The following is a 21,493-nucleotide window of genomic DNA, read 5'->3' as shown; positions in this document are numbered from 1 at the left end:
CGAATCATGAAAAACATCCTGTTAATATTGAGTGTTATGCTGCTGGCTTTCAGCGGTTGTAAAAAAGATAACTTCTACGACAAGTTCCCGCCGGAAGTACTGTTCTATGAGGGCAGCCAGGTGGAGAATGCGGATTTCGTGACCACTACCCTGGATGCAGGCGTTACGGAATGGAACGTGAAAGCCCGCGTCAGCGCGCCATTGCAGCTGAAAGAAGTACAGCTGTTCAAAAAAACGGGCAGCGGCAATGAAGAGTTGCTGGAAACCTACAACGGCTTTCAGGCCACTTCCACACCTACGGTGTTCAACCTGGTGTACCCGCTCACCGGCATCACGGCGGAGACCACGGTAAGGATCAATGCGGTGGACCTGGATAACAAGCCTACCAGCAGGACCTTCGTGATCAAAGTAACACCCTGATCTGTCCCCATACTATTCCCATACAAAAAACAGCCCTCCGGATGGTCCGGAGGGCTGTTCTATTTACATGATCGAATGTTGCTTATGCAAAGCGGGGCTTCAGCTCATCGGCCAGGGCCACCATTCTTTTCAGGCCATCTTCGGGCAGATTGCCTTTTTTGAATTCAGCCAGTACATCGGGCAGCCTTACTTCCATTTCATGCAGGAAGGCTTCTTCGAATGCCCTGATATTTTTCACCGGCACTTCGCGCATCAGTCCATTTGTACCGAGATAGATCACAGCTACCTGTTTCTCTACGGAGAAGGGGCTTGATTGCGCCTGTTTCAGGATCTCCACGTTACGGGCGCCTTTGTCCAGTACGGATTTGGTAGCCGCGTCCAGGTCACCGCCGAATTTGGAGAAGGCCTCCATTTCGCGGTATTGCGCCTGGTCCAGTTTCAGCGTACCGGCCACTTTCTTCATGGACTTGATCTGTGCGTTACCACCTACGCGGCTCACGGAGATACCTACGTTGATGGCGGGACGGATACCGGCGTTGAACAGGTTGCCTTCCAGGAAGATCTGTCCGTCGGTGATAGAGATCACGTTTGTGGGAATGTATGCGGATACGTCACCGGCCTGTGTTTCGATGATCGGCAAAGCCGTCAGGGAACCACCGCCTTTTACGAGGTGTTTGATGGAATCGGGCAGGTCGTTCATCTGCTGTGCGATCTCGTCTTTGGAGATGATCTTCGCGGCGCGCTCCAGGAGGCGGCTGTGCAGGTAAAATACGTCACCGGGATAAGCTTCACGGCCGGGCGGGCGGCGCAGCAGCAGGGATACCTCACGGTATGCTACGGCTTGTTTGGACAGGTCATCATAGATGATCAGCGCCGGACGGCCGGTGTCGCGGAAGAACTCGCCGATGGCAGCGCCTGCGAACGGAGCGTAGAACTGCAGCGGAGCGGGCTCGGATGCGGAAGCGGCCACGATGGTGGTGTAGGCCATAGCACCATTGTCCTGCAGGGTTTTCATCACACCTGCAATGGTGGAGGCTTTCTGGCCGATGGCTACATATATGCAATACACGGGTTTACCGGCATCGTAAAATTCTTTCTGGTTGATGATGGTGTCAATACAGATGGCGGTCTTCCCGGTCTGGCGGTCACCGATCACCAGCTCACGCTGGCCGCGGCCGATGGGGATCATGGCATCGATAGCCTTGATACCGGTCTGCAGCGGTTCCTTTACCGGCTCACGGAAGATAACGCCCGGTGCTTTACGCTCCAGGGGCATTTCATACAGCTCTCCGGTAATGGGGCCCTTACCATCGATGGGGGTACCGAGGGTGTTCACAACACGCCCGATCAGCCCTTCACCTACATTGATAGAGGCGATCTGGCCGGTACGGCGTACAGTGCTGCCTTCCTTGATGCCTTTGGCATCTCCCATCAATACCACGCCCACATTGTCTTCCTCAAGGTTCAGTACGATCGCTCTTACACCGTCCTCAAATTCCACCAGTTCACCGGAGCGAACGTTGTTCAGTCCATATACACGCGCGATACCATCACCTACAGACAACACGGTACCTACTTCTTCCAACTCCGCGGAGGCGTTGAAGTTGCTGAGTTGCTGGCGTAATATCGCCGAAATTTCATCTGGCTTAATGTCAACCATTTGTTATGCTTTTTTAAAGAGTCGTTAAGGTTTAAACTAAATATAACGACAACAGCTTTGCGGTTACGCAGCGGCTGCTGTTAAATACCTACCTGAGCTCAGGTACGTAAATATTTTTAAGGAACTGTTTTTTGATGTCTTTCAGATCACGCTGTATGGATGCATCGAACAGCTCGTTACCGGTCTCCAGTACAAAACCGCCGATCAGATCGGGGTTTACGGCTGTTTCGATCTCTACCTTGCGGCCTGCCGAAGCTTCTACTTTTTCCCGGATCATGTTCAGCTGGCCGGCTTCCAGGGGAGCGGCGGAGGTGAGTTTCACACGGGTAATATTCTTCAGTATGTTGTATTGCTTTTCAAACTCTACAGCTATTTCCGGCAGCAGGCTTTCGCGGCCCTTGGTATTGAGCAGGCGGATGAAACCGGTGGTGATGGCACTGATCTTGCCGTCGAGGATGGCGCCGAGGATCTTGATCTTTTTATCGGCTTTGATCACCGGGCTTCTCAGCAGGACTACCACGTCCGCATTGCTGCGGGTGATGGCCTTCAGCAGCAACATATCGCTATGTACGGCTTCCAGCTGATCTCTCTCCACTGCAAGGTCTTTCAGCGACTTAGCGTACCTGGATGCTAAACGGGGATTCTGCATAATCTTTAATTCATTTTTATTTCCTCAGCCAGTTGCCTGATGTAAGCTTCCTGGTTCTGCTTGTCAGACAGTTCTTTGCGCAATACTTTCTCCGCTACTTCTATCACGAGGGTGCCTACCTGGTTCTTCACATCGGTAAGGGCCGCCATTTTCTGGTTCTCGATGGCTACGGAAGCGTCCTGGATGATCTTTTTGGCTTCTGCCTGGGCCTGCGCCTTGGCTTCGCTGATGATCTTTTCCTTGGCTTCTTTTGCTTCTTTCAAGATGAGGCTGCGCTCGGCTTTCGCTTCGGCCAGTACATGTTCGTGCTCTGCTTTCATCTGCGCCATTTCCTCTTTCACCCGCTCGGCTGTGGCAATGGAGTCAGAAATGGAATCTTCCCTTTCTTTCAGTGTGGACAGGATCGGTTTCCACGCGAACTTCTTCAGGATGAGGAAAACGATGATGAAGATAAGTAATGAAATGAAAAACAGGCCTAACGCCGGTTGCAACAAATCCATATATCAGTATTTAAATAGTTGTTATACTTTTCCGGGAATGTAATTACTGCATCCATTGCCCTGTGCGCCGGATGCAGTAAAAATTTGTTCTTACAGAACTACTGCAAGCAGACCAGCGATAACGCCGAACAGGGCAACGCCCTCTACCAGCGCCGCAGCGAGGATCATGTTTGCACGGATGTCATTAGCCGCTTCAGGCTGACGGGCGATGGATTCCAGCGCGCTCTTGCCGATGTTACCTACACCGATACCGGCTGCGATAGCAGCGATACCAGCACCGATAGCGCCACCGGCTTGTGCCAGACCCGTAGAAGCAGCTTCAGTAGCCTGCATTAAAACAGTTAAAAGTGCCATAATGAAATGTGTATTTGATATTAAAGATTAAACGTTTATTATTCTGGTTGCACTAAACTTAGTGATGGTGCTCATCATGCTGATGCTCCATGGCCTGGCCGATGAACACTGCTGTCAGATTCGCAAAGATGAACGCCTGGATGAACGCTACCAGCAGTTCCAGCAGCATCATCACGATATTAAAGGCAATAGTGATCGGTAAAAATCCGTAACCGGCCACTTTATTCAGGGAACCGAAAATAAATACCAGTGAAATGATGCTCAGGATGATAATGTGGCCTGCCAGGATGTTGGCGAACAACCTTATCATCAGGGAGATCGGCTTGGTGAATACACCGATCAGCTCCACCGGCGCCAGGATCACTTTCACACCGCCCGGAACCGGAGGGTTGAAGATGTGGGCCCAGAAATGCTTGTTGGTGCTTGCCATCATCACTACAAAACTGATCAGCGCCAGAGCGGCTGTAACGGCGATATTACCGGTTACGTTCGCGGAACCGGGCAACAGGCCCAGCAGGTTGTTGATCAGGATGAAGAAAAAGATGGTAAGTATAAAAGGTACGTATTTATCTGCTTTTTTGCCGGGGATATTGGGTTTCACCACTTCATCGCGCATGAAGATGATCACCGGTTCGATGAGGCTTTGCAGGCCTTTGGGGGCCTGGCGGTGACCGCGGATGCGATAGCTCTTCGCTACATTCAGCATAATGATGATCAGCAGAATGGCTGCTACCAGCATGGAAGTAATGTTCTTGGTCATGGACAGATCGTAGATCTTCTCGCCGGTGGGGTTGCCCTGGGCGTCTACTGCAATAATGCTGCCGTCCGTATACGCCTTTGCGTTCAGGCCCTTTTCTTCCAGGTAATGCGCATTCACGAGCCGATACCCGTCATACGCTTCATGACCGTGATGGAACCTGGAAGAGGAGAATACGGAAAGACCGCGTTCCTCGTTATAAATGATCACCGGCAGCGGCATGGTCACATGCAGATCGCCAATGCTCAGCAGGTGCCAGTCATGGGCATCCTTTACGTGGCCAAGGATCACTTCCTTCGCATTAAACCCTTTCTTTTCTTCATGTCCGCCTTCAGCATGAGGACCATGGCCTTCATTGCCTGAAGCAAATGCTCCCGAAACAGCTATGGAAAAAACTGTTATCAGGGCTACCAGCTTATATTTGAACCGATTCAAGGAAATCACCGTTTTCTGAAATTTTGTGCAAAGGTAGGCGATTTTATATAAAATAGTAACGGCGAAGTAAAAAACTGACGAGGATCATATCGCGTAGGGGCATGCATGAGCAAAGAATTAAGGATCAACTGCTTACAAGGTAAATAAAGCGTATCAAAACGCTGTTCATTTTACATAAAATCATCATTTGTTGTAAAAAAAAGCGCGCGCTTACTTAGTGTCTGAAATACATATTGTACTTGCCAATTGCCTGATGGTTATCATGCCGTGGTGCCGGTCGCTGTTTTCTTGAACTGCATGGTGTACAGCTTGTAATAATAGCCTTCCTGCTTCAGCAGTTCTTCATGGGACCCCTGCTCCCTGATCTCTCCTTTATCCAGCACAATGATCTGGTCCGCCTTGCTGATGGTGCTGAGGCGGTGCGCGATCACGATGGCCGTACGGCCGGCAATGAGCTTGTCTATCGCATGCTGGATGAGCATTTCGGATTCGGTATCCACGGAAGAGGTGGCTTCGTCCAGAATAAGTATGGCGGGATTATACAGGAGGGCGCGGATAAAGGAGATCAGCTGCCGCTGGCCGAGGGAAAGCGTGCTGCCCCGCTCCATGACCGGGTAATCGTACCCGCCGGGCAGTTGCATGATAAAATCGTGCATGCCGATCAGCCGGGCTGCATGTTCCACCTGCTCCCGGCTGATGGCGGGGTTCCGCAGGGTGATATTTTCGTACACGGAACCGGCGAACAGGAAAACGTCCTGCAGCACAACGCCCACACGGCTGCGCAATTCATCCAGTTTATAATCCTGCAAGGGGATGTCATCTATGCAGATGCGGCCTTTCTGTATATCGTACAGGCGGTTGAGAATGCTGATGATGGTGGTTTTCCCCGAGCCGGTATGCCCTACCAGCGCAATGGTCTGCCCGGGTTTGGCCTGAAAGGTGATATCCTTCAGCACATACCGGTCTTCCTTATAGGCAAACCAGACGTGCTCGAAATTGATGGCGCCTTTCATGCCTGCGGCGGAATGCGTGCCGTTATCCGGGAGGTATTCGGTACTGTCCAGCACCTTGAACACCCGTTCACTGGCTACCATGCCCATTTGCAGGGTATTGAACTTGTCCGCCAGGATGCGGAGCGGGCGGAACAGCATGTTCAGGTACATGATGAAAGCGATCATCACACCGGGCGTTACTTCGTGGTTAAGCACCTTGTTGGAGCCCCACCACACCATCAATCCCAGTGAAATAGCCAGAATGATCTCCACCACAGGAAAGAAGATGGAATACGCAAAGATGGCGTCTATATTGGCTTTCCGGTGGTCCTTGTTGATATTGCGGAATTTCCCGAACTCGCGGTTCTCGGCGGAAAAGGCCTGTACAATGAACATCCCGGTGATGTGTTCCTGCACAAAGGCATTCAGCGCGGCCACTGCGTTCCGTACGCGGTGGAACGACTTGTTCACGCTTTCCTTGAACCAGTATGTGGCCAGTATCAGCACGGGAAAAGGCGAAAGGCTGATGAGCGTCAGGCGCCAGTCCTCATGGAACATGACGCCAAGTATGGCCAGGATCATCAGGAGATCCGCTATGATAGAGATAATGCCTTCGGAAAAAATATCATTGATGGCTTCAATATCGTTGATGGTACGGGTGGTGAGCGTACCGATGGGCGTTCTGTCGAAAAAAGCGAGATTGAGCTTTACCACTTTCCGGTACACGGCCAGCCGCAGGTCTTTGATCACGGATTGCCCCAGCCAGCTGGTCATATAGGAAAACAGGAAGCGCACCACGGTTTCCAGCAGGAGCATCCCTATCTGGATGATGGTAACGATGACCAGCATCTGCACCCATTGATTGGTAATATACTTGTCAACGGAAAGCTGGATCAAAAAGGGCCTGACCGGCGACACCAGCGCCAGCATTACCGTAAGGAATATGGACAGATAAAAGTAGCGCTTATAGGGCGCTGCAAAGGAAAAGACCCGTCTTAGCAAACTTACATTCAATACCCGTTTAACGTTTTCCATCTGTGTAAAAGTAAGGCTTAATCGTAAAATGCAAAAGGGAGAAGCCGTACGGTCATCTCCCTTTTTATTATTTCAGCTTTTTTTGATCAGTTCGTTTCTTTCATCACCTGGCGGTATGCCTTGATAAAGATGGCGCCGAGGTTCTTGTGCGGCGGCACATAGTCATCAAACAGCGGTTTGTTGGCGCGGTCTGCATCGAACTTCCTGCTCAGGCCTGCCCACATCTCCACCCAGTCCACATCCTTTCCCGCGCGCACCACATCTTCCAGGCTGCGGATGATGGGTTCATTCACCCAGCGGGTACCTACCTGCTTGGAGGAAATGATATGCGCTTCCGGCGCTTTTTCCAGTACGGTGGCCAGGTTATGATAGCCGCCGCAGGAGCCGAGGATCACGATGCGGGCGGTGCTCTGCAGGTTGTCCAGCGTGGTGTTCACATGGTAGCTGTGGCCGCGGTGGATGAATATGGTGGGGTGAATATCCTGTTCATCCAGGTATTGCGCCAGTTTGTCGATGGCCGTTTTGTCCTCCGGCTCTTCCAGCGGATTATTGGCAAAAATGGTCGTGGGTTTGCCTTTCTGGGAGGTGATGGTTGTCCAGTACTGGCCTTTGTTCACTTTCCAGTCACTGGCCGGGAAGTTGCCCATAAAGCTGGCGTAGGAGCTTTTGCCGTCATCATCGCCATAGAAGAATACCTGCTGATATACACGGCCGCTGTCGTTCGGGAGGGTGTTGTACGCCACATAGTTGATCGGCGGCAGCTGCAATTTGGCGGACATACCGGAGGCCCAGGCGGAATCGCCATCGGCGCCCTGTTCCATGAAGATGCTGTTGAGCAGCTCGTATATGGTCATCCCTCTTTTATCTTTTTTGCCGGTCACGAACACGAGGTTCTTGCGCACTTCCGTTCGCAGGAAGTCCAGCAGCTTGGGATCGCGGATGCTGCCGAAGGAGTTGGCCACGTCCACCGCGTCTTCCAGATCTTCCGTTTTTTCCAGGCTGCGCACAAATTTCACCATCAGGTAGTTGGCATTCTCCGGCGCCATGGATTTCAGGAAGTGGTCCAGCGTATTGAAGCCCGCGGCCATGGCAATGAATTTCTTGAACCGGTCGAAGCTCACGAGCATCAGCAGGCTGTCTCCCCGGGAAGGGTTCATGCGCAGCATCATCTGATCGTACAACCCGTTCTTCGCGGCATTGGTATAGCTGGAGGTGAACAGTTCTTCCTGCCCGTTGATGATGAGGTAGTACAGCTCTTCGGGCGTGAAGTCTTTTACGATACGGAAGCGCACGGTATGGCTTTCGTCGTGCAGGTCGTTGATCTCGCGGATATACCGCAGGGATTTGGCATGCATGTTCTCGCTCATGGCTTTCAGCCCGATGGGGTTTTCTCCGTCCGCTTTTCTGCGATGCAGTATGATGGAGGCTTTCACCATCTGCCGGAAGTAATTGTCATCGTTCTCTACCGCCTGTTCCAGTGCTGAAATGGTAGCGGAACCGCTCATCAGCTGATCGATGAAGGGCATGAGCTTGGTGGACTGGGGGGAGCGGCCGATCTGCACGATCTGCTGCACCAGGGGGTCCGGATTACGGCGGATGGCCCCGGCGGTAGGTGTATAGGAAGTAGCATAGGTCAATACCTGGTTGGGGTATTTCTTTGCTACGGCGGCTATGATGGAATCAGTCACGGAGTAGTCCAGGTAAGGCCCCAGCTTCGGCATGATGGTCTCCAGGTTCTTGAAGGCGTATTTGGAGAACATCTCCGCGCGGGAATCCTTGTAGCCGGGATTGGAAGAAAAGGCTTCGATAATGCGTTCCCCGGCTTCAAAGCTCAGGGTCCTGGCCACCGGATAAATGCTTTTCCCGGCGATATCGGCCTTCATCATACCCCGGTAAGCCTGTACCATGGCCGGTGCTTCTTCCGCGTCAATACGGTTGAAAGCCCGTTTGCTGTTATAATCTTTCAGCAATTGCTGCAGGCCGGAGAGATATTTGACTTTCAGGCGATGGTCCAGCGCGGTATCCAGCTCTATTTCCACCTGCAATTCATCTACTCCGGTGGTGAGCGCACTGGTCACCTGCAGGCTCATGTTCCGGTCGTCAGAGACCTTCACATAGTTATCCGCCTTGCCGTCGAATTTATCGGCATTTACCTGTTCCTTGTCGATATTGTCATGAAAGCCCTGCCGGGAGATCGGGATATTCACCTGCTGTGCAAAGGACGATCCGCTGTAAACAATCCCCAAAGATATGACTAGTAATAATTTCCTCATATAACTGAATTACGCCGACACTATACTGCAAATTTACTACCAATTATTGCGAATTACCAATCCCCGGTATGTTATGCAAAAAATGATTCATTTGAAAGTCGTTTTATATCAAACAGATCATACCCTCTCATGCCTTCACGGGCAAAAAAACAGTACCTTTGCAATTGTGCTGAAAATGGCAGTGCAGGCCGAATTAACAATTACATAATGTTATCATTTCATGAATCGGCAATGTGGTGATTAATTTTGTGCCGTCTAAAACAAAGTTTTATGTTGATGGATCAAGCGGTTGCTGTTGGAAAAATACTTGTCGTGGATGATGAAGCGGACATCCTGGAAATCATCAGCTACAATCTGAAAAGTGCCGGATATGATACGGTAACGGCCAAGGATGGCAGCGAGGCTATCCAGAAGGCCAAGATCTTCCGGCCGGACCTGATCATGCTTGACATCATGATGCCGAACAAGAATGGCATCGATACCTGTAAGGAGATCCGCAAGCTGCCGGAGTTCAAGGAAACCATGGTATTGTTCCTGACGGCGCTGAACGATGAAAAGAGCGAGATAGAGGGGTTGAATATGGGGGCGGACGATTACATCGCCAAGCCGATAAAGCCCAAATTGCTGGTCAGCCGCATCAACGCGCTCTTCCGGAGGCTGAACAAGGTGGAAGAACAGCAATTGCACCTGGGAGACCTGATCATTGACCGGGAGAAATTCACGGTAACGTATAAAGGGCTGGAGATCATCCTGGCCAAAAAAGAATTCGAGCTGTTACAGTTGCTCGCCTCCAAACCCGGGCGGGTATTCCTCCGTAACGAGATCCTCAACCAGGTATGGGGCACCGAAGTGATCGTAGGTGACCGTACCATCGATGTGCACATCCGTAAAATACGCCAGAAGCTGGGGGTAGACCTGATCACCACTGTCAAGGGCGTGGGGTACAAATTCGAGATGTGATAAACCGTTAACAGAAAAGCAGGAGTCAAGTAATCAATAAGCCGGAGCCCCGGCTTTTATTTTTTGCTTTTCCCCTTATTGTCATGGCAAATAAAAAATTTGGGTTAATTTCCCAGTATTACAATCACTACTCACTCTGGAGTATGTTCAAAGCCAAAAACCTTTCTCCGCAGAAACTCGCCGGCTTTACCGCGCTGGTGCTTTCCCTTATTATGGTACTGGGCTGCCTGGTGCTGGATATGAGCCTCAGGGTAACGCTCATCGCGTTCGTACTGACGTTCCTCGTATCCTACTACCTGTACCTCTATACGCTGCAGAATTTCATCTACCGGAAGATCAAACTGATCTACAAATTCATCTACCAGACCAAGGCGTCCAAAAGGGAAGATTTTTTCAACAAGAACATCCTGCCGCTGAAAACGATAGATGAAGTGAGCGAGGATGTGGAAAAATGGGCGTCCCAGAAGAAGGAAGAACTGGAGAACCTGCGCCGTAACGAAGCTTTCCGCAAGGAATTCCTGCTTAATCTTTCCCACGAGCTGAAAACGCCCATCTTTGCCGTGCAGGGCTACATCCATACATTGCTGGACGGCGCTATTGAAGACCCTTCCGTCAACAAGATGTTCCTGAAGAACGCGACCAAGAATATTGACCGCCTTTGCAGGCTGATCGATGACCTGGACGAGATATCCAAGCTCGAAAGCGGGGAGATGACCATCAACAAGGAACTGTTCGTGATACAGGACCTGGTGAAGGATGTATTCGACACCCTGTCCCTGAAAGCCAATCAGAAAGAGATCAAATTCAGCATCAAGAAAGGCTGCGAAGCGCCGATACATGTGATGGCGGACAAGGAAAAGATCCGCCAGGTGCTGATCAACCTGATCGAGAACTCCGTAAAGTACGGCAAGCCCGAAGGGCAGACCATTGCCAGCATTTACAATATGGACGGGAAACGGGTGCTGATAGAGATCTCGGATAGCGGCATCGGCATGTCTGAAGAGCATCTGCCGCGTGTATTCGAGCGCTTTTACCGGACGGACCGGGCCCGCAGCCGGGATATCGGCGGCACGGGGCTTGGCCTGGCGATCGTGAAGCATATTGTGGAGGCGCATGACCAGACCATCAATGTGCGGAGCAAGCTGGATGTGGGTTCTACCTTCGGGTTCACGCTGGAGCTTGGGAAGGACAATTGACCTGTAACTTTTCGGGGAGAGGCAACGTTTCATAGTTATCAACCCAAATACCCCTTATCATGAAACATCTTTTCCGTTGCTTACCCGCCCTCCTGCTATTTTTTGCGGCATGTAAGAAAGACAATACGAGTGAGGAAGATAAACACAAAGAATCCGAATCCGAGCCCGCAACCACATTTTATCACGGAATTTGGGGGCTGAAAGCATTGTCCGGAAAATATACGGCAGATACGAGCTGGAAGCAGATCGATTATACCGCCGGGGAAGGCGAAAATCTCAGGCTGCACCCGAAAGGCCACTTCTCCCTCATCAACGGAAACGGCCGTAACTTCATCGGCACTTACGAAGCCTGGCCAACGGCAGACAGCAATATCGTAAAACTTGTACTGGATACACCGGATGACTACCTGGATACGCTTTTTGCCGAAAGGCTCTCCCCTTTTGAAATCAGGATTGACTACGCTCCTGTATCCGATTCGTCGAAGTATTTCAGCAAAAAATATGAATACTATATGGAATGCAGTGTTGTTTTTTAGAACCGGTACTGCAACCGGCAGGTGAACATATTATCGTCTACATCGGATTCATACCCTTCGAGGGAAGTGGATTCATTCCAGATACGGTCGAACCACAGCGTAGCTTTCATATGCTCGTTGAAATAGTACACATACCCTGCCCCGAAAGTATCAAAACGAATATCGGCCGCGGTGAGGTTGAGACCATCTTTCCCTATTTGCCTGCCGCTCGCGCGGGTGTTGGGGTCGTACCAGTCGTATTTAAGGACCAGCTGATGTTTTTCGCTGCCCAGGTGCTGCAGGAAGTTGAGATAGGCGCCATCGAAGTTGCGGATATACAGCGGGGCGTAAGCTTCATCGATCATGGGGATGGAGCCGGGTGTTTCGGACCTGTCGCCTGTGGATGTTTGTGTGCCGCGGATGTATTCCGCGCGGAACTGGGTGAACCCTTTGGTGTTGGGAATCACGAACTGGGCGTCTCCGCCGTAATAGTGCCGCGGAGCGATCAGGCCGATGTTGGCGGCCGAGGAGTCCCGCGCGAAATCTTCGGTGCTGCGGCCCTTCTGCATGCGGTAGATGACAGGAGTGAACTGTTCCAGGCCGCCGTATAATATGGATGCGCCTACGGAGAGCAGCCATTTTTGCTGATTGATCGCCGTTGGTTTCAGGGCTACCCTTGCGATAATGTCTTTGTGGCTGTCGAAATCCTCCGGCCCGGCGAGGCCCTGGCCGTTGAAAAGTCCGAAATCTACTTTCAGGAATGACAGGGGATGGGATTTCTGGCGGGGTTCCCAGCTGACCATAGCTCCCATATCCCGCTCCGTTTTCATGAGTATCTGGGACATCCGTCCCCGTTCCGGCGCCTCACGGTCGCTGCTGGAATAGTTGACTTCAAAGCCGAAAGGCCGCGCAAACATGCCCATGGTGAGCGACATCACATCCCATTTACCATCAAAAAAACGTCCCCAGAAGTCACGGATATTCACGCCCCGCTCCGTTCCGTCGAACTGGAATACGAACTGTACGGTAGGCAGGTTCTTTTTGTTGTAGTGTGCATAGTCAAAGCGGATACGGCCCCTGCGGAACATGAAACGGTTATCCGATTCCGGCGCCATAGCCCCGCCCTGGTAGTCTCCCATACCCTTTCCGGTGGAGTACTGGTACTGCGGTTGCATATACCCGCTGATGCGGAGATGGTCGTAATTCTGGTACATGGCTATCATGCCCTTTCCCAATGCGGTAGTGGTATCTATCATATCCATCAGGAACTGTGCCCGGGCGGAAAAAGCAAAACATATAAAAAAAACAGTCAATGCAACTTGCCTGATTCGGATCATGAGTAGCCATTTTTATAGAATCGCAAAAATACAGTCCAGTTTTTAAAAGAAAAAACCGGTCTTTCCGACCGGCTTCTTCCTGACTAACCCTGTATTATTGTTTTATTGAACGTTTACGGCTTTGGAATACCACACTCCCGGCGCCTCCGTATTCTTCAGCCGGGCTTCCAGGTAATAGGTTCCCGGCGAAAGGATATTACTCCATTCCAGCCCGCCGCACTCTTCATCCCAAAAATCGTAAATGACCTGGGCACTGGCATTCAATAAACGCCATTCGTAGTTGCCACAGCTGTACGCAGCGCCGTTTGAATGGTTGTGCTGCCCTGCCTGGCTGATGTTCACAGGGCCATTGATATAGCTTTCGAATACTGTTCCTGTTTCCAATGGATACAGATAACGCAGTGCCACAATATCATAGGTGGAAAAGGAAGACCATGACAGGCCGAGGATACCGATATCATGATTCATGACCGAACTGGCATCGTACGTGGGTGTTCCTGGAATATAGGTCGCCCCGCCATACGTCCAGTCATCGTCATAGGCTGCTACAGGTTCGCCGATATTGTCCCAGTCCGCGTGTCTCAGGCCAAGGCAGTGACCGATCTCATGAACAAAAAGCAGTATATTTTGCCCTTGCGTTCTGCCATTGGCCAGGTCCAGATTAAAATAGACCTTGCTGCCTGGCTGCCCGTTTCCGGTAGGCCAGAATGCGTAGGCATAACTGTTGAAATCATAAGACCTGTATATTTTGATATCCGCATTTGCATCATTGGAAGCATACATGAAATTCAGCCGGCAGTCACTGACTGCATTCAGATGACTCAGCGCTCCCTGCAAAGCAAGTACAACAGAATAGGTGTTGATCAGATTATCCTGAAGGCTGACTGTGATATTGGTATTGTTTCCTGTTACGAGGTTTGCCGTATGGGCATGCCGCTCGTTAGCTGAAGAGGCCTTGTAAGCCTTCAGTAAATTTTCAAGGTACTGTTTATCCATCAATACGTCTCCGCCTACCAGCAGTCCGTCGTTGAGGTAACGGGCACCGACCGTATCAAAGCCGAGCAGCCAGGCGGCCTGCAGGTGTTCGGGGTTCACGCGGGACTGAGTGCTTTCGCTGACGGCAGACTGTTCAGGGGCCACCTCTTTCCGGCAGGAGATAATAAACAGGATCGAGCAAAGAAGCAGAAAGGGTTTTAACATTTTCATAAGGGTGAGCTTTGAGGGTAAGAAATCGGGTTATACAGGGTTAATGCAAATAGTATGAACAGATTTATTGAAATATACACAGGTAATATTACCACATCATTAAGCTATTGTTAATTCAAACAAAGCGGCCGTTCCCTTGCGGAAACGGCCCTTTGCGAAACAATTATTGACAAAATCAGGAATTACCTGCTGATAGAGTACCCTAGTGTCAGTTTATAGACCCTGCCCGGGTTATAACTTTGTGTCGTGAAATATTCTCCATTATGCTCCTGGTAGTTCACCACATCGTAATCGAGAATATTATTCACATTCAATGCAACAGAGAAGTGGCTTTTGAATTGCTTCCTGATCCGGAAGTTCAGCTCCGGAACGGGAACATTATTCTTGAGCCTGTTTTCCGCTTTATCTTTCAGGCGGCCAAACACCTCATAAACATCCGGAGCTGCACCGGCGCCGTTGGCAGAAAGCCTGGGGCCGAACAGGTTGGCAAACACGGTGGATTCCCAACCCTTTTCTTTCTGATCATAAGATAACAACAGATTGAATATGTACGGGGACTGTGCCGCGAACGGACGCCAGTTCTTCAGTTCAGGATCTACCACTTTACGGATCTCATATTCCTCCGGCCGCAACCTCACCCTGGAATATATGTACGTGAAGTTTACACCAAATTTGAAATTCTTCATGGCCGGATCGATGAAAGCAAGCCCTTTTCTGAATTCTATTTCGGCGCCCGCGAGATTGGCTTGCTCACTGTTTACGTACTTGTACTGCGGCTGATCGGAGGTTGCGTCTAATTCTGTAACGATCGGATTCTGGAAATTCTTGTAGAAGAGGCTGACTGCAAACAGTTCGTCCGATTTCGGGAACAGTTCATAGCGGAAATCCACATTGGTAATATTGGTCCTTTCAATGTCCGGGTTGCCCACGATAGGAAATCCACCCAGCAGATCGAACGAAATGAACGGCGCCATTTCCCGCATGTTAGGGCGCGCTAAGGTACGGCTGCCGCTAAGACGGAGATTGGTTTTATCGTTTAACGCATAGATAAAGTTGAGGGAGGGCAATACATCGAGCGCATCGATCTTGCCGGGAGCTTTGTTGCTCGATTTCACAGCCACTTCATAATCTGTAGTTTCTATCCTTGCACCCACCACGGTTTTCAACTTCGGGGTGATATTGAACGTTCCCATCAGATATGCGGCCATCACCTGCTCGTATCCTTCATACAGATTGGAAGGCTGGGTTTGATCTTCATAAGAGTTCCCAAAAATGGCCTGTGATCCGCTTTTGCCCAGTACGCCGGTATTGCCTGCACTAAAGAAACGGTCAAAATCGCCGCCGGCCTCGCCGAAACTCAGATACTCCGCATCAGCCGGGTTGGTGCCGGTGGTGGACAACTGGTAGCGGTATTCCGTAAAATCACGTTCCTTCCTGCTGATGAACCCGCCATACTTCAACGTGAATTTTTTGAGGGTACTGGTCAGGTCCAGTTTCCCCATATATTGATTGTCTTTCAGATCACGGAAGAAATGGAAAGGATTGGGCACTTCGCGAACAAAATAATAGGTGCCTGCGGTGGTAACCGGTGCACCCAGGAAACGCAGGTCCGGTTCATACTGGCTGGAAAGTATATAGTTGGCGGCCCATTCTATCTTGGTTTCTCCGAAGAAGGATGCCATATGCTTGCCTTTCAGCTGCGTATTCAATAAACTGCGCTGCTGAAAGCCGATCACCCTGTTGCGATACTCCCCTGAGGAAAGCGCGCCGGGGAAAGACCCTTTATCCAGGTTCAGCACAGATTGGTCTCCGGTATTATTATAAATGGCGCTAACGCCTACTTCATTCTTGCCAAACTGATAGGCTGCCGAAGCGATCCCTCCGACAGTGGCAGTAGACTGGCTTTCCGATCCCGAACTGTAAAGAAAACGCTGCATCCTGTTCTCACTGGAGATGTTTGCCTTATAGTTGTTAATGGAACGGTTGTCGTAGAACCTGTTATCGTGCTGGTAATTCAAGCCGAGGTTAAACCCGAAAGCATTTCCGTTCGCCGTCTTGAAGCGGTTGCCGGTAGCCAGGTTAAGGCTTCTGTTGAGGCCAGGAGAACCTGCTGAAACGGAATATGGCCGGTCAGCAAATACCCGCATCGATGTATTGAAGTCATTGATGAGCTGCTGGTTGTCCGGATTGTTCTGAATATTCGCAATCGTACTACCCAGACTGGTCATATAGGGATTATTGCGGGCCAGGTCCGGGCGTTTCCGGGAGCCATCGTCAAAACCCAGCCAATCTGTTTTCCCTTTGATGGGATCGGACAGGAAATTGTTATTGAAAGTAGCCTGATCATTTATGCCAACAGAAGCGGAGACATTCAGGTAAAAACGGTCAGGCAGGGATTTGGTAGTAATATCTACCGCGCCGCCAGTGAAGTTTCCCGGAAGGTCCGGCGTAAATGTCTTTTTTACAACGATGTTGTCCACCATTGTAGAGGGGATGAGGTCCATACTCGCACTATTGCGATAGGGGTCTGTACTGGGCAGGGACATGCCATCCATCTGTGAAATACTGTAACGGTCGCCAAGCCCGCGCATAACAATGAACTTGCCGCCTTCTACGGAGGCCCCGGTCACCCGTTTCATGGATTCAGCGGAATTGCTGAAGCCGATCTTGGCGATTTCCTGGGAGGAAATGCCATCCTGAACAGACAGGGAGTTTTTCTGAAGCCGTAAAACAGATACTTCACTATTATCAATAGCACTGGCAGTGATAACCACCTGCTGCAGGTCTACCGATTTTTGGGAAAGCGCAATATCCAGGCTGGTCAGTCCGCCTGATTTAACATCCAGCTGCTCTACCAGTTTGGACTGGTAGGAAACATAAGAGAATTCGAGTGTGTATTTACCGGGAGGCAATTTCAGGTTATACTTGCCATCAATGCCGGTAACGGCGCCGCCGTTGGTCTGTTTAACGCGGATATTCACCCCTATGAGCAGGTCCCCATTCTCTCCATCTACCACAGTGCCCGAAACAGTGCCTACCTGTGCCATTGCGGCCGGTATGAGGGTCAATAAAAATAACGCTGTAAAAATATATCTCATGGCTGTTTGAATTACACAGATAAAACTTGTGTATATACTATAAAACTTGCTGTTACATCATTTGACTACCAATGAAAAAAAGGAAGCTCGCTGAATGCCTCCTTTTTTTCATTGTGATATATTGAATTATTTCAGGTAACCGAACCTTGCCAGGGTAGACCAGTCTGCTAACCAGGTAGTGCCATCGCCGGCGGGGTCGAATGCACCTTTGTAGTTGGTCTGAACAGCACCATTGGCCAGATCGGCAGCCAGTATTGTTGCTACATTGGTTGTTGCGGCGGCGGCATCCGGACGGGGGTCCAGGCCTGCGCTGCCGTTGGTACGGGAAATACCTTTGAGCTGCGGATTTACAAATACATTGTTGTCAGTGGTCAGTTTTGCACCGATGGTAGCACCAGTCGGATCAGCAGGTGTAAAACCGCTTGCAGTGGTCGGTACCACCATATCCAGGATGGAAGTTGCTCCGTGACCGTACCAGATGTTGCCGGTGATCTTGTTTTCACCTGCCATGTATTTGCTATAGGAATCAAAGCCTTCGCCGCGGTCTTCTATTTCAATACCTTTACCGTTAAAGTCGGTCAGAATACTGTTGTAGATAGACAGTGCACCACCATCACGGATCACCAGTGCGGAGAATCCGTCATCACGCGTTCCTGCAGCACCCTGGCCAATCGCCGTCCAGTTATAGATACGGGCGGTAGTGTAGAGAGTGGCATCATCGGGATCAGCACCATCCCACTCGCCAAGGAAATCGGAATTGTCGTTGTTCTGCAATGTGAACAGGTGCTGACCAAAACCTGACCAGCCGAGGTCGAAGTCGAAAGAATCGTCTTCTGCGAATGCAACGCTTACACGTTTGATGTTCACGGTACCGCCAAAAATTTCGATGCCATCATCTGCAGATACAAAAATGTCGATATCTTCAATAGTTGTACCGCTACCTACGCCACCCAGTGTAAGACCCTGAATTTCGTCGCCAGGACCGATCTCGGCTCCGGTGAAACGGATAGAAACATATTTCAGGATACCGGAGCTATGCGCAGATTCTGTGCCACCATATAACGCACGGGCTTCCCCGTCAGGAATACCTTCGATCTGCAATTCGGTGGCGCCGCCGGCGAATACCGGAGCTTTACCCAGAATGATCACTCCAGCCCAGAGTTTAGAGTTGGTCGGGCCCAGATTGGGTGTACCACCCAGGGCTTCCTGGTCTTTTTCAGAAGTGAAAACGATGGGGTTCTCTTTTGTACCGGCTGCATTGATCGTTGCATTACGGGTAATGATAAGTGATGTTTCATTTCCTTCAGCAACAGAAGAAGGATTTTCAAAACCCATGATCACCGTACCAGCTTCGATCTTAAGCTCGCCGCTTTCTACGAAAACATATCCATCAAGATAATATACGGAGTCATTGGACAGCAGGCGCCCGCCTTTGATCGGTTCGTAGAGGATCACTCCATTGTCAACGATCATGTCAGCATAAGGATGTTTGTCTTCCGGTGTCGGCTTAGGGTTATCGTCATTTTTACAAGCGTACATGCCTGTAACAACAGCAGACAATGTCAGGATTGAGAGAAAATTCTTAGCAGTAATCATAACAAAACTTTGTTTGTGCAAAGAAACAGATAACATCCCGGAGCAAGGGCAAAAAGCGTATTAAGGAATTATTAAGAATCCGCTACAGGATTGATTTAGGGAGGAATTCCGGTAATGATATATTCACTTGAAAAACATCGAACGGGGAGCAATAATCCAATTGTTTTATCGCAATGTTAACTGTGTATTAAATAATTGTTACCAAAGAGAAGGCGAAAGAGAAAAAAACAGGTTAACATACAATGCATCTATACCGCACGGTTCTGCTGGTTACCATGCCTGCCCTGCCTGGCCAGCAGTTCCAGCGAAATATCCAGCTGCCGCCCTCCTTCTTCCTCACTGCAGGGAGTGATCTGAAAAAGGCGCAGGCTTTTATTGGTAAATGGTTTGGAATCCTTGTTGCACAACTCCATCGAAAAATTGAACTTCTCTTCCACCTCTTCTTCAAATTCCCGGAGACTGAGTGTTTCATCGATCGGGTGCTCCACCATCATTTCTTCTTCCAGGCCGGCATCGCGCAGGGTATTGAAGGCATTACCCGGGGAATGCCGGATATACACCGCAACATTGCAATGGAGTAGCCGCTGGATCTGCATCTGCAATAGGGAGATGGTCATTAATGGATGTAACTTGAGCGTCTTCATCAATTTTCTTACTGGTTCCCCAAACTTACAATGGCTTGGTTAATTAAATATTACCAGCAGGTTATGTAATTATGAATAAGGTTTTTTTTAACAAATTGGCAAATAACGAATTGACTGCGGTTACATCGCACTCTTCCTGAACTGGCACGAATGCCGGCGACAGGCAAGCTCAGAGCAGTAGTTATTACATGAAATGTTCATTAAAAGGCCAGACATGATCTTCAGCTTCCGGGGAAAGAAATGACGCGGGACGCTGCCCATTCGAGGGCAATGGTCTCTTCTTCCTCTTCCGGTATCACGGTTTTGACGGATGAAGCCGGGTGTTGGTAAAGCTTCCATTCCCCCTGCATGTATTCCAGAGCGGTAAGGCTTTCCACCCAGTCGCCGGAATTGAGGTACGTTACAGTTTTACCATTGCTGCTCATTTCCTTGATGACCGGCTGGTGAATATGACCGCAGCAAACCACATCGAACTGTTTATCTACGGCTATTTCCACAACGGTCTGCTCAAAATCGGAAATGAACTTAACGGCCTGCTTTACACTTTCCTTCACTTTTTTGGAGAAAGACATCTTCTCCCTGCCCATTTTTTCCAGCATATGGTTCACCAGGCGGTTCAGGATAATAAGCAGATCGTATCCTTTTCCACCCAGCTTGGCCAGCCATTTGGAATTTTTCATGGTCACATCGTACACGTCCCCGTGAAAGAACCAGTGCCGTTTGCCGTCCACATCCAGGATGAGCTTGTTATCGATCACAAAATTGCTGAGCCCGAAGCCTGCGTATTTACGAAGGGCTTCGTCGTGATTGCCGGTGAGGTAATAGACTTCCGTGCCTTTGCCGATCATTTTCAGGATGCGGCGGATCACTTTGGTATGGGATTTAGGGAAGAAGCGCTTGCTGAACTGCCAGATATCGATGATATCCCCGTTCAGAACGAGGATCCGCGGATCTATGCTGTCCAAGTAGTTTACAAGCTCTTTTGCGTGACAGCCGTAGATCCCAAGGTGAACATCGGAGATTACGACTATATCTAATGGGCGTTTTTCGGACATTTTCAGACCTTCGGTTCGTATGCAAAGAAAAAATGACTATATTACTTTTATATTAACTCAGTGTTAAGTAATTATTAATTCTCACTTTTCTTTGGCTCCTATACAGCTGGATAGCTAATTTTGCCGCAAATTTTGTCATCTAATACAAACTTATATGGGAGGCTTTAATTCTATTGTTAAACTGTTCATGCCTAAAGACCGGGTATTTTATTCCTTATTTGAGGATGTGGCGGCGAATCTTGTGGAAATGGGCAAAGTGCTGGTGGAACTGGTGGAGACAAAAGACATGGATATCCGTAAGGACAAAGTGCACCTGATCGAGCGGCTGGAGCACAAGAACGATGATTATACGCACCGTATCTTCGTAGAATTGGGGCAGAACTTCATTACTCCCTTTGACCGGGAAGACATCCACTACCTGGCCTCCACGCTGGATGATGTGGCAGACTACATACATGGTTCCGCCAAACGTATAGACATGTACAAGGTGACCAATATCAATGACAGTGTGCGCAAGCTGGCGGACCTGATCAATCAGGGCGTACAGGAGCTGGCCCGGGCCATTCCGGAACTGCGCAATATGAGCAATATGCGCGTGATCACCGATGCCTGTGTAAAGATCAACAGCCTCGAGAATCATGCGGATGATATTTATGACCGTGCCATCGCCGATCTGTTCGACCAGGAAAGCAATGCTGTAGAGCTGATCAAGATGCGCGAGATCTATCAGGCGCTGGAAATCGCTACCGACAAGTGCGAAGATTCCGCCAATGTGATAGAAACCATTATCATCAAATATGCTTAGTGCAGC

At 49.9% G+C, this 21,493-nt stretch carries 18 protein-coding genes; 5 read left to right on the top strand and 13 right to left on the bottom strand.

What is annotated here, in order from left to right:
- Positions 1-6 precede the first annotated feature (6 nt).
- Positions 7-420 carry a hypothetical protein gene (locus FW415_RS06615; protein ID WP_148383484.1) on the top strand — a complete coding sequence of 138 codons (414 nt, stop codon included), beginning with the start codon at positions 7-9 and terminating at the stop codon, positions 418-420.
- Positions 421-502: 82 nt separating this feature from the next.
- On the opposite strand, the gene atpA is transcribed toward FW415_RS06615, so the two are convergent.
- The 7 genes from atpA to FW415_RS06580 form a co-directional block, all read right to left on the bottom strand.
- Positions 503-2,080 (bottom strand): F0F1 ATP synthase subunit alpha, encoded by a 1,578-nt coding sequence (atpA, locus tag FW415_RS06610; protein ID WP_148383483.1) that lies wholly within the window; start codon positions 2,078-2,080, stop codon positions 503-505.
- Positions 2,081-2,168: 88 nt separating this feature from the next.
- On the bottom strand, positions 2,169-2,729 hold the full coding sequence (gene atpH / locus FW415_RS06605) for an ATP synthase F1 subunit delta (RefSeq protein ID WP_148383482.1): 561 nt from the start codon (positions 2,727-2,729) through the stop codon (positions 2,169-2,171).
- 5 nt (positions 2,730-2,734) lie between these two features.
- Positions 2,735-3,229, bottom strand: coding sequence for a F0F1 ATP synthase subunit B (atpF, locus tag FW415_RS06600; protein WP_148383481.1), 495 nt, complete (start codon positions 3,227-3,229; stop codon positions 2,735-2,737).
- A gap of 90 nt (positions 3,230-3,319) precedes the next feature.
- Complete coding sequence (gene atpE / locus FW415_RS06595; protein ID WP_120518686.1) at positions 3,320-3,583, bottom strand: ATP synthase F0 subunit C; 264 nt, start codon at positions 3,581-3,583, stop codon at positions 3,320-3,322.
- A gap of 58 nt (positions 3,584-3,641) precedes the next feature.
- Positions 3,642-4,784, bottom strand: coding sequence for a F0F1 ATP synthase subunit A (gene atpB, locus FW415_RS06590; RefSeq protein WP_148383480.1), 1,143 nt, complete (start codon positions 4,782-4,784; stop codon positions 3,642-3,644).
- 251 nt (positions 4,785-5,035) lie between these two features.
- Positions 5,036-6,802 carry an ABC transporter ATP-binding protein gene (locus FW415_RS06585; protein ID WP_148383479.1) on the bottom strand — a complete coding sequence of 589 codons (1,767 nt, stop codon included), beginning with the start codon at positions 6,800-6,802 and terminating at the stop codon, positions 5,036-5,038.
- Between the two features lie 86 nt (positions 6,803-6,888).
- On the bottom strand, positions 6,889-9,075 hold the full coding sequence (locus tag FW415_RS06580) for a hypothetical protein (protein WP_148383478.1): 2,187 nt from the start codon (positions 9,073-9,075) through the stop codon (positions 6,889-6,891).
- A 270-nt stretch (positions 9,076-9,345) separates the two neighbouring features.
- Between FW415_RS06580 and FW415_RS06575 the strand changes: the two genes are divergently transcribed.
- The 3 genes from FW415_RS06575 to FW415_RS06565 all read left to right on the top strand — a co-directional run bounded on the left by FW415_RS06575 (position 9,346) and on the right by FW415_RS06565 (position 11,767).
- Positions 9,346-10,035, top strand: a complete 690-nt coding sequence (locus FW415_RS06575; protein WP_168208697.1) for a response regulator transcription factor — start codon at positions 9,346-9,348, stop codon at positions 10,033-10,035.
- Between the two features lie 143 nt (positions 10,036-10,178).
- Positions 10,179-11,231 (top strand): cell wall metabolism sensor histidine kinase WalK, encoded by a 1,053-nt coding sequence (locus tag FW415_RS06570; RefSeq protein ID WP_168208696.1) that lies wholly within the window; start codon positions 10,179-10,181, stop codon positions 11,229-11,231.
- A 59-nt stretch (positions 11,232-11,290) separates the two neighbouring features.
- Complete coding sequence (locus FW415_RS06565) at positions 11,291-11,767, top strand: hypothetical protein (protein ID WP_148383476.1); 477 nt, start codon at positions 11,291-11,293, stop codon at positions 11,765-11,767.
- Here FW415_RS06565 and FW415_RS06560 read toward each other — a convergent pair.
- The 6 genes from FW415_RS06560 to FW415_RS06535 form a co-directional block, all read right to left on the bottom strand.
- A complete protein-coding gene (locus FW415_RS06560; protein WP_210420836.1) occupies positions 11,764-13,083 on the bottom strand; it encodes a porin in 1,320 nt (439 codons plus the stop codon). The genes FW415_RS06565 and FW415_RS06560 overlap by 4 nt on opposite strands.
- Positions 13,084-13,185: 102 nt before the next feature.
- A complete protein-coding gene (locus tag FW415_RS06555) occupies positions 13,186-14,289 on the bottom strand; it encodes a M57 family metalloprotease (protein WP_148383475.1) in 1,104 nt (367 codons plus the stop codon).
- Positions 14,290-14,471: 182 nt separating this feature from the next.
- Entirely contained in the window at positions 14,472-17,387 is a 2,916-nt protein-coding gene (locus FW415_RS06550; RefSeq protein ID WP_148383474.1) for a TonB-dependent receptor, read from the bottom strand.
- Between the two features lie 126 nt (positions 17,388-17,513).
- Positions 17,514-18,860, bottom strand: coding sequence for a hypothetical protein (locus tag FW415_RS06545; protein WP_148383473.1), 1,347 nt, complete (start codon positions 18,858-18,860; stop codon positions 17,514-17,516).
- A 371-nt stretch (positions 18,861-19,231) separates the two neighbouring features.
- Positions 19,232-19,600, bottom strand: coding sequence for a hypothetical protein (locus FW415_RS06540; RefSeq protein WP_148383472.1), 369 nt, complete (start codon positions 19,598-19,600; stop codon positions 19,232-19,234).
- 248 nt (positions 19,601-19,848) lie between these two features.
- Complete coding sequence (locus FW415_RS06535) at positions 19,849-20,682, bottom strand: UDP-2,3-diacylglucosamine diphosphatase (protein WP_148383471.1); 834 nt, start codon at positions 20,680-20,682, stop codon at positions 19,849-19,851.
- Positions 20,683-20,836: 154 nt separating this feature from the next.
- Between FW415_RS06535 and FW415_RS06530 the strand changes: the two genes are divergently transcribed.
- On the top strand, positions 20,837-21,487 hold the full coding sequence (locus FW415_RS06530; protein ID WP_148383470.1) for a DUF47 domain-containing protein: 651 nt from the start codon (positions 20,837-20,839) through the stop codon (positions 21,485-21,487).
- The last annotated feature ends 6 nt before the right edge of the window (positions 21,488-21,493 follow it).

It is taken from the genome of Chitinophaga sp. XS-30, from assembly GCF_008086345.1.
In the GTDB taxonomy this organism is placed as follows: domain Bacteria; phylum Bacteroidota; class Bacteroidia; order Chitinophagales; family Chitinophagaceae; genus Chitinophaga.
Note: the sequence above shows the minus strand (reverse complement) of the source record. Positions and strands in the feature narration are given on the sequence as shown.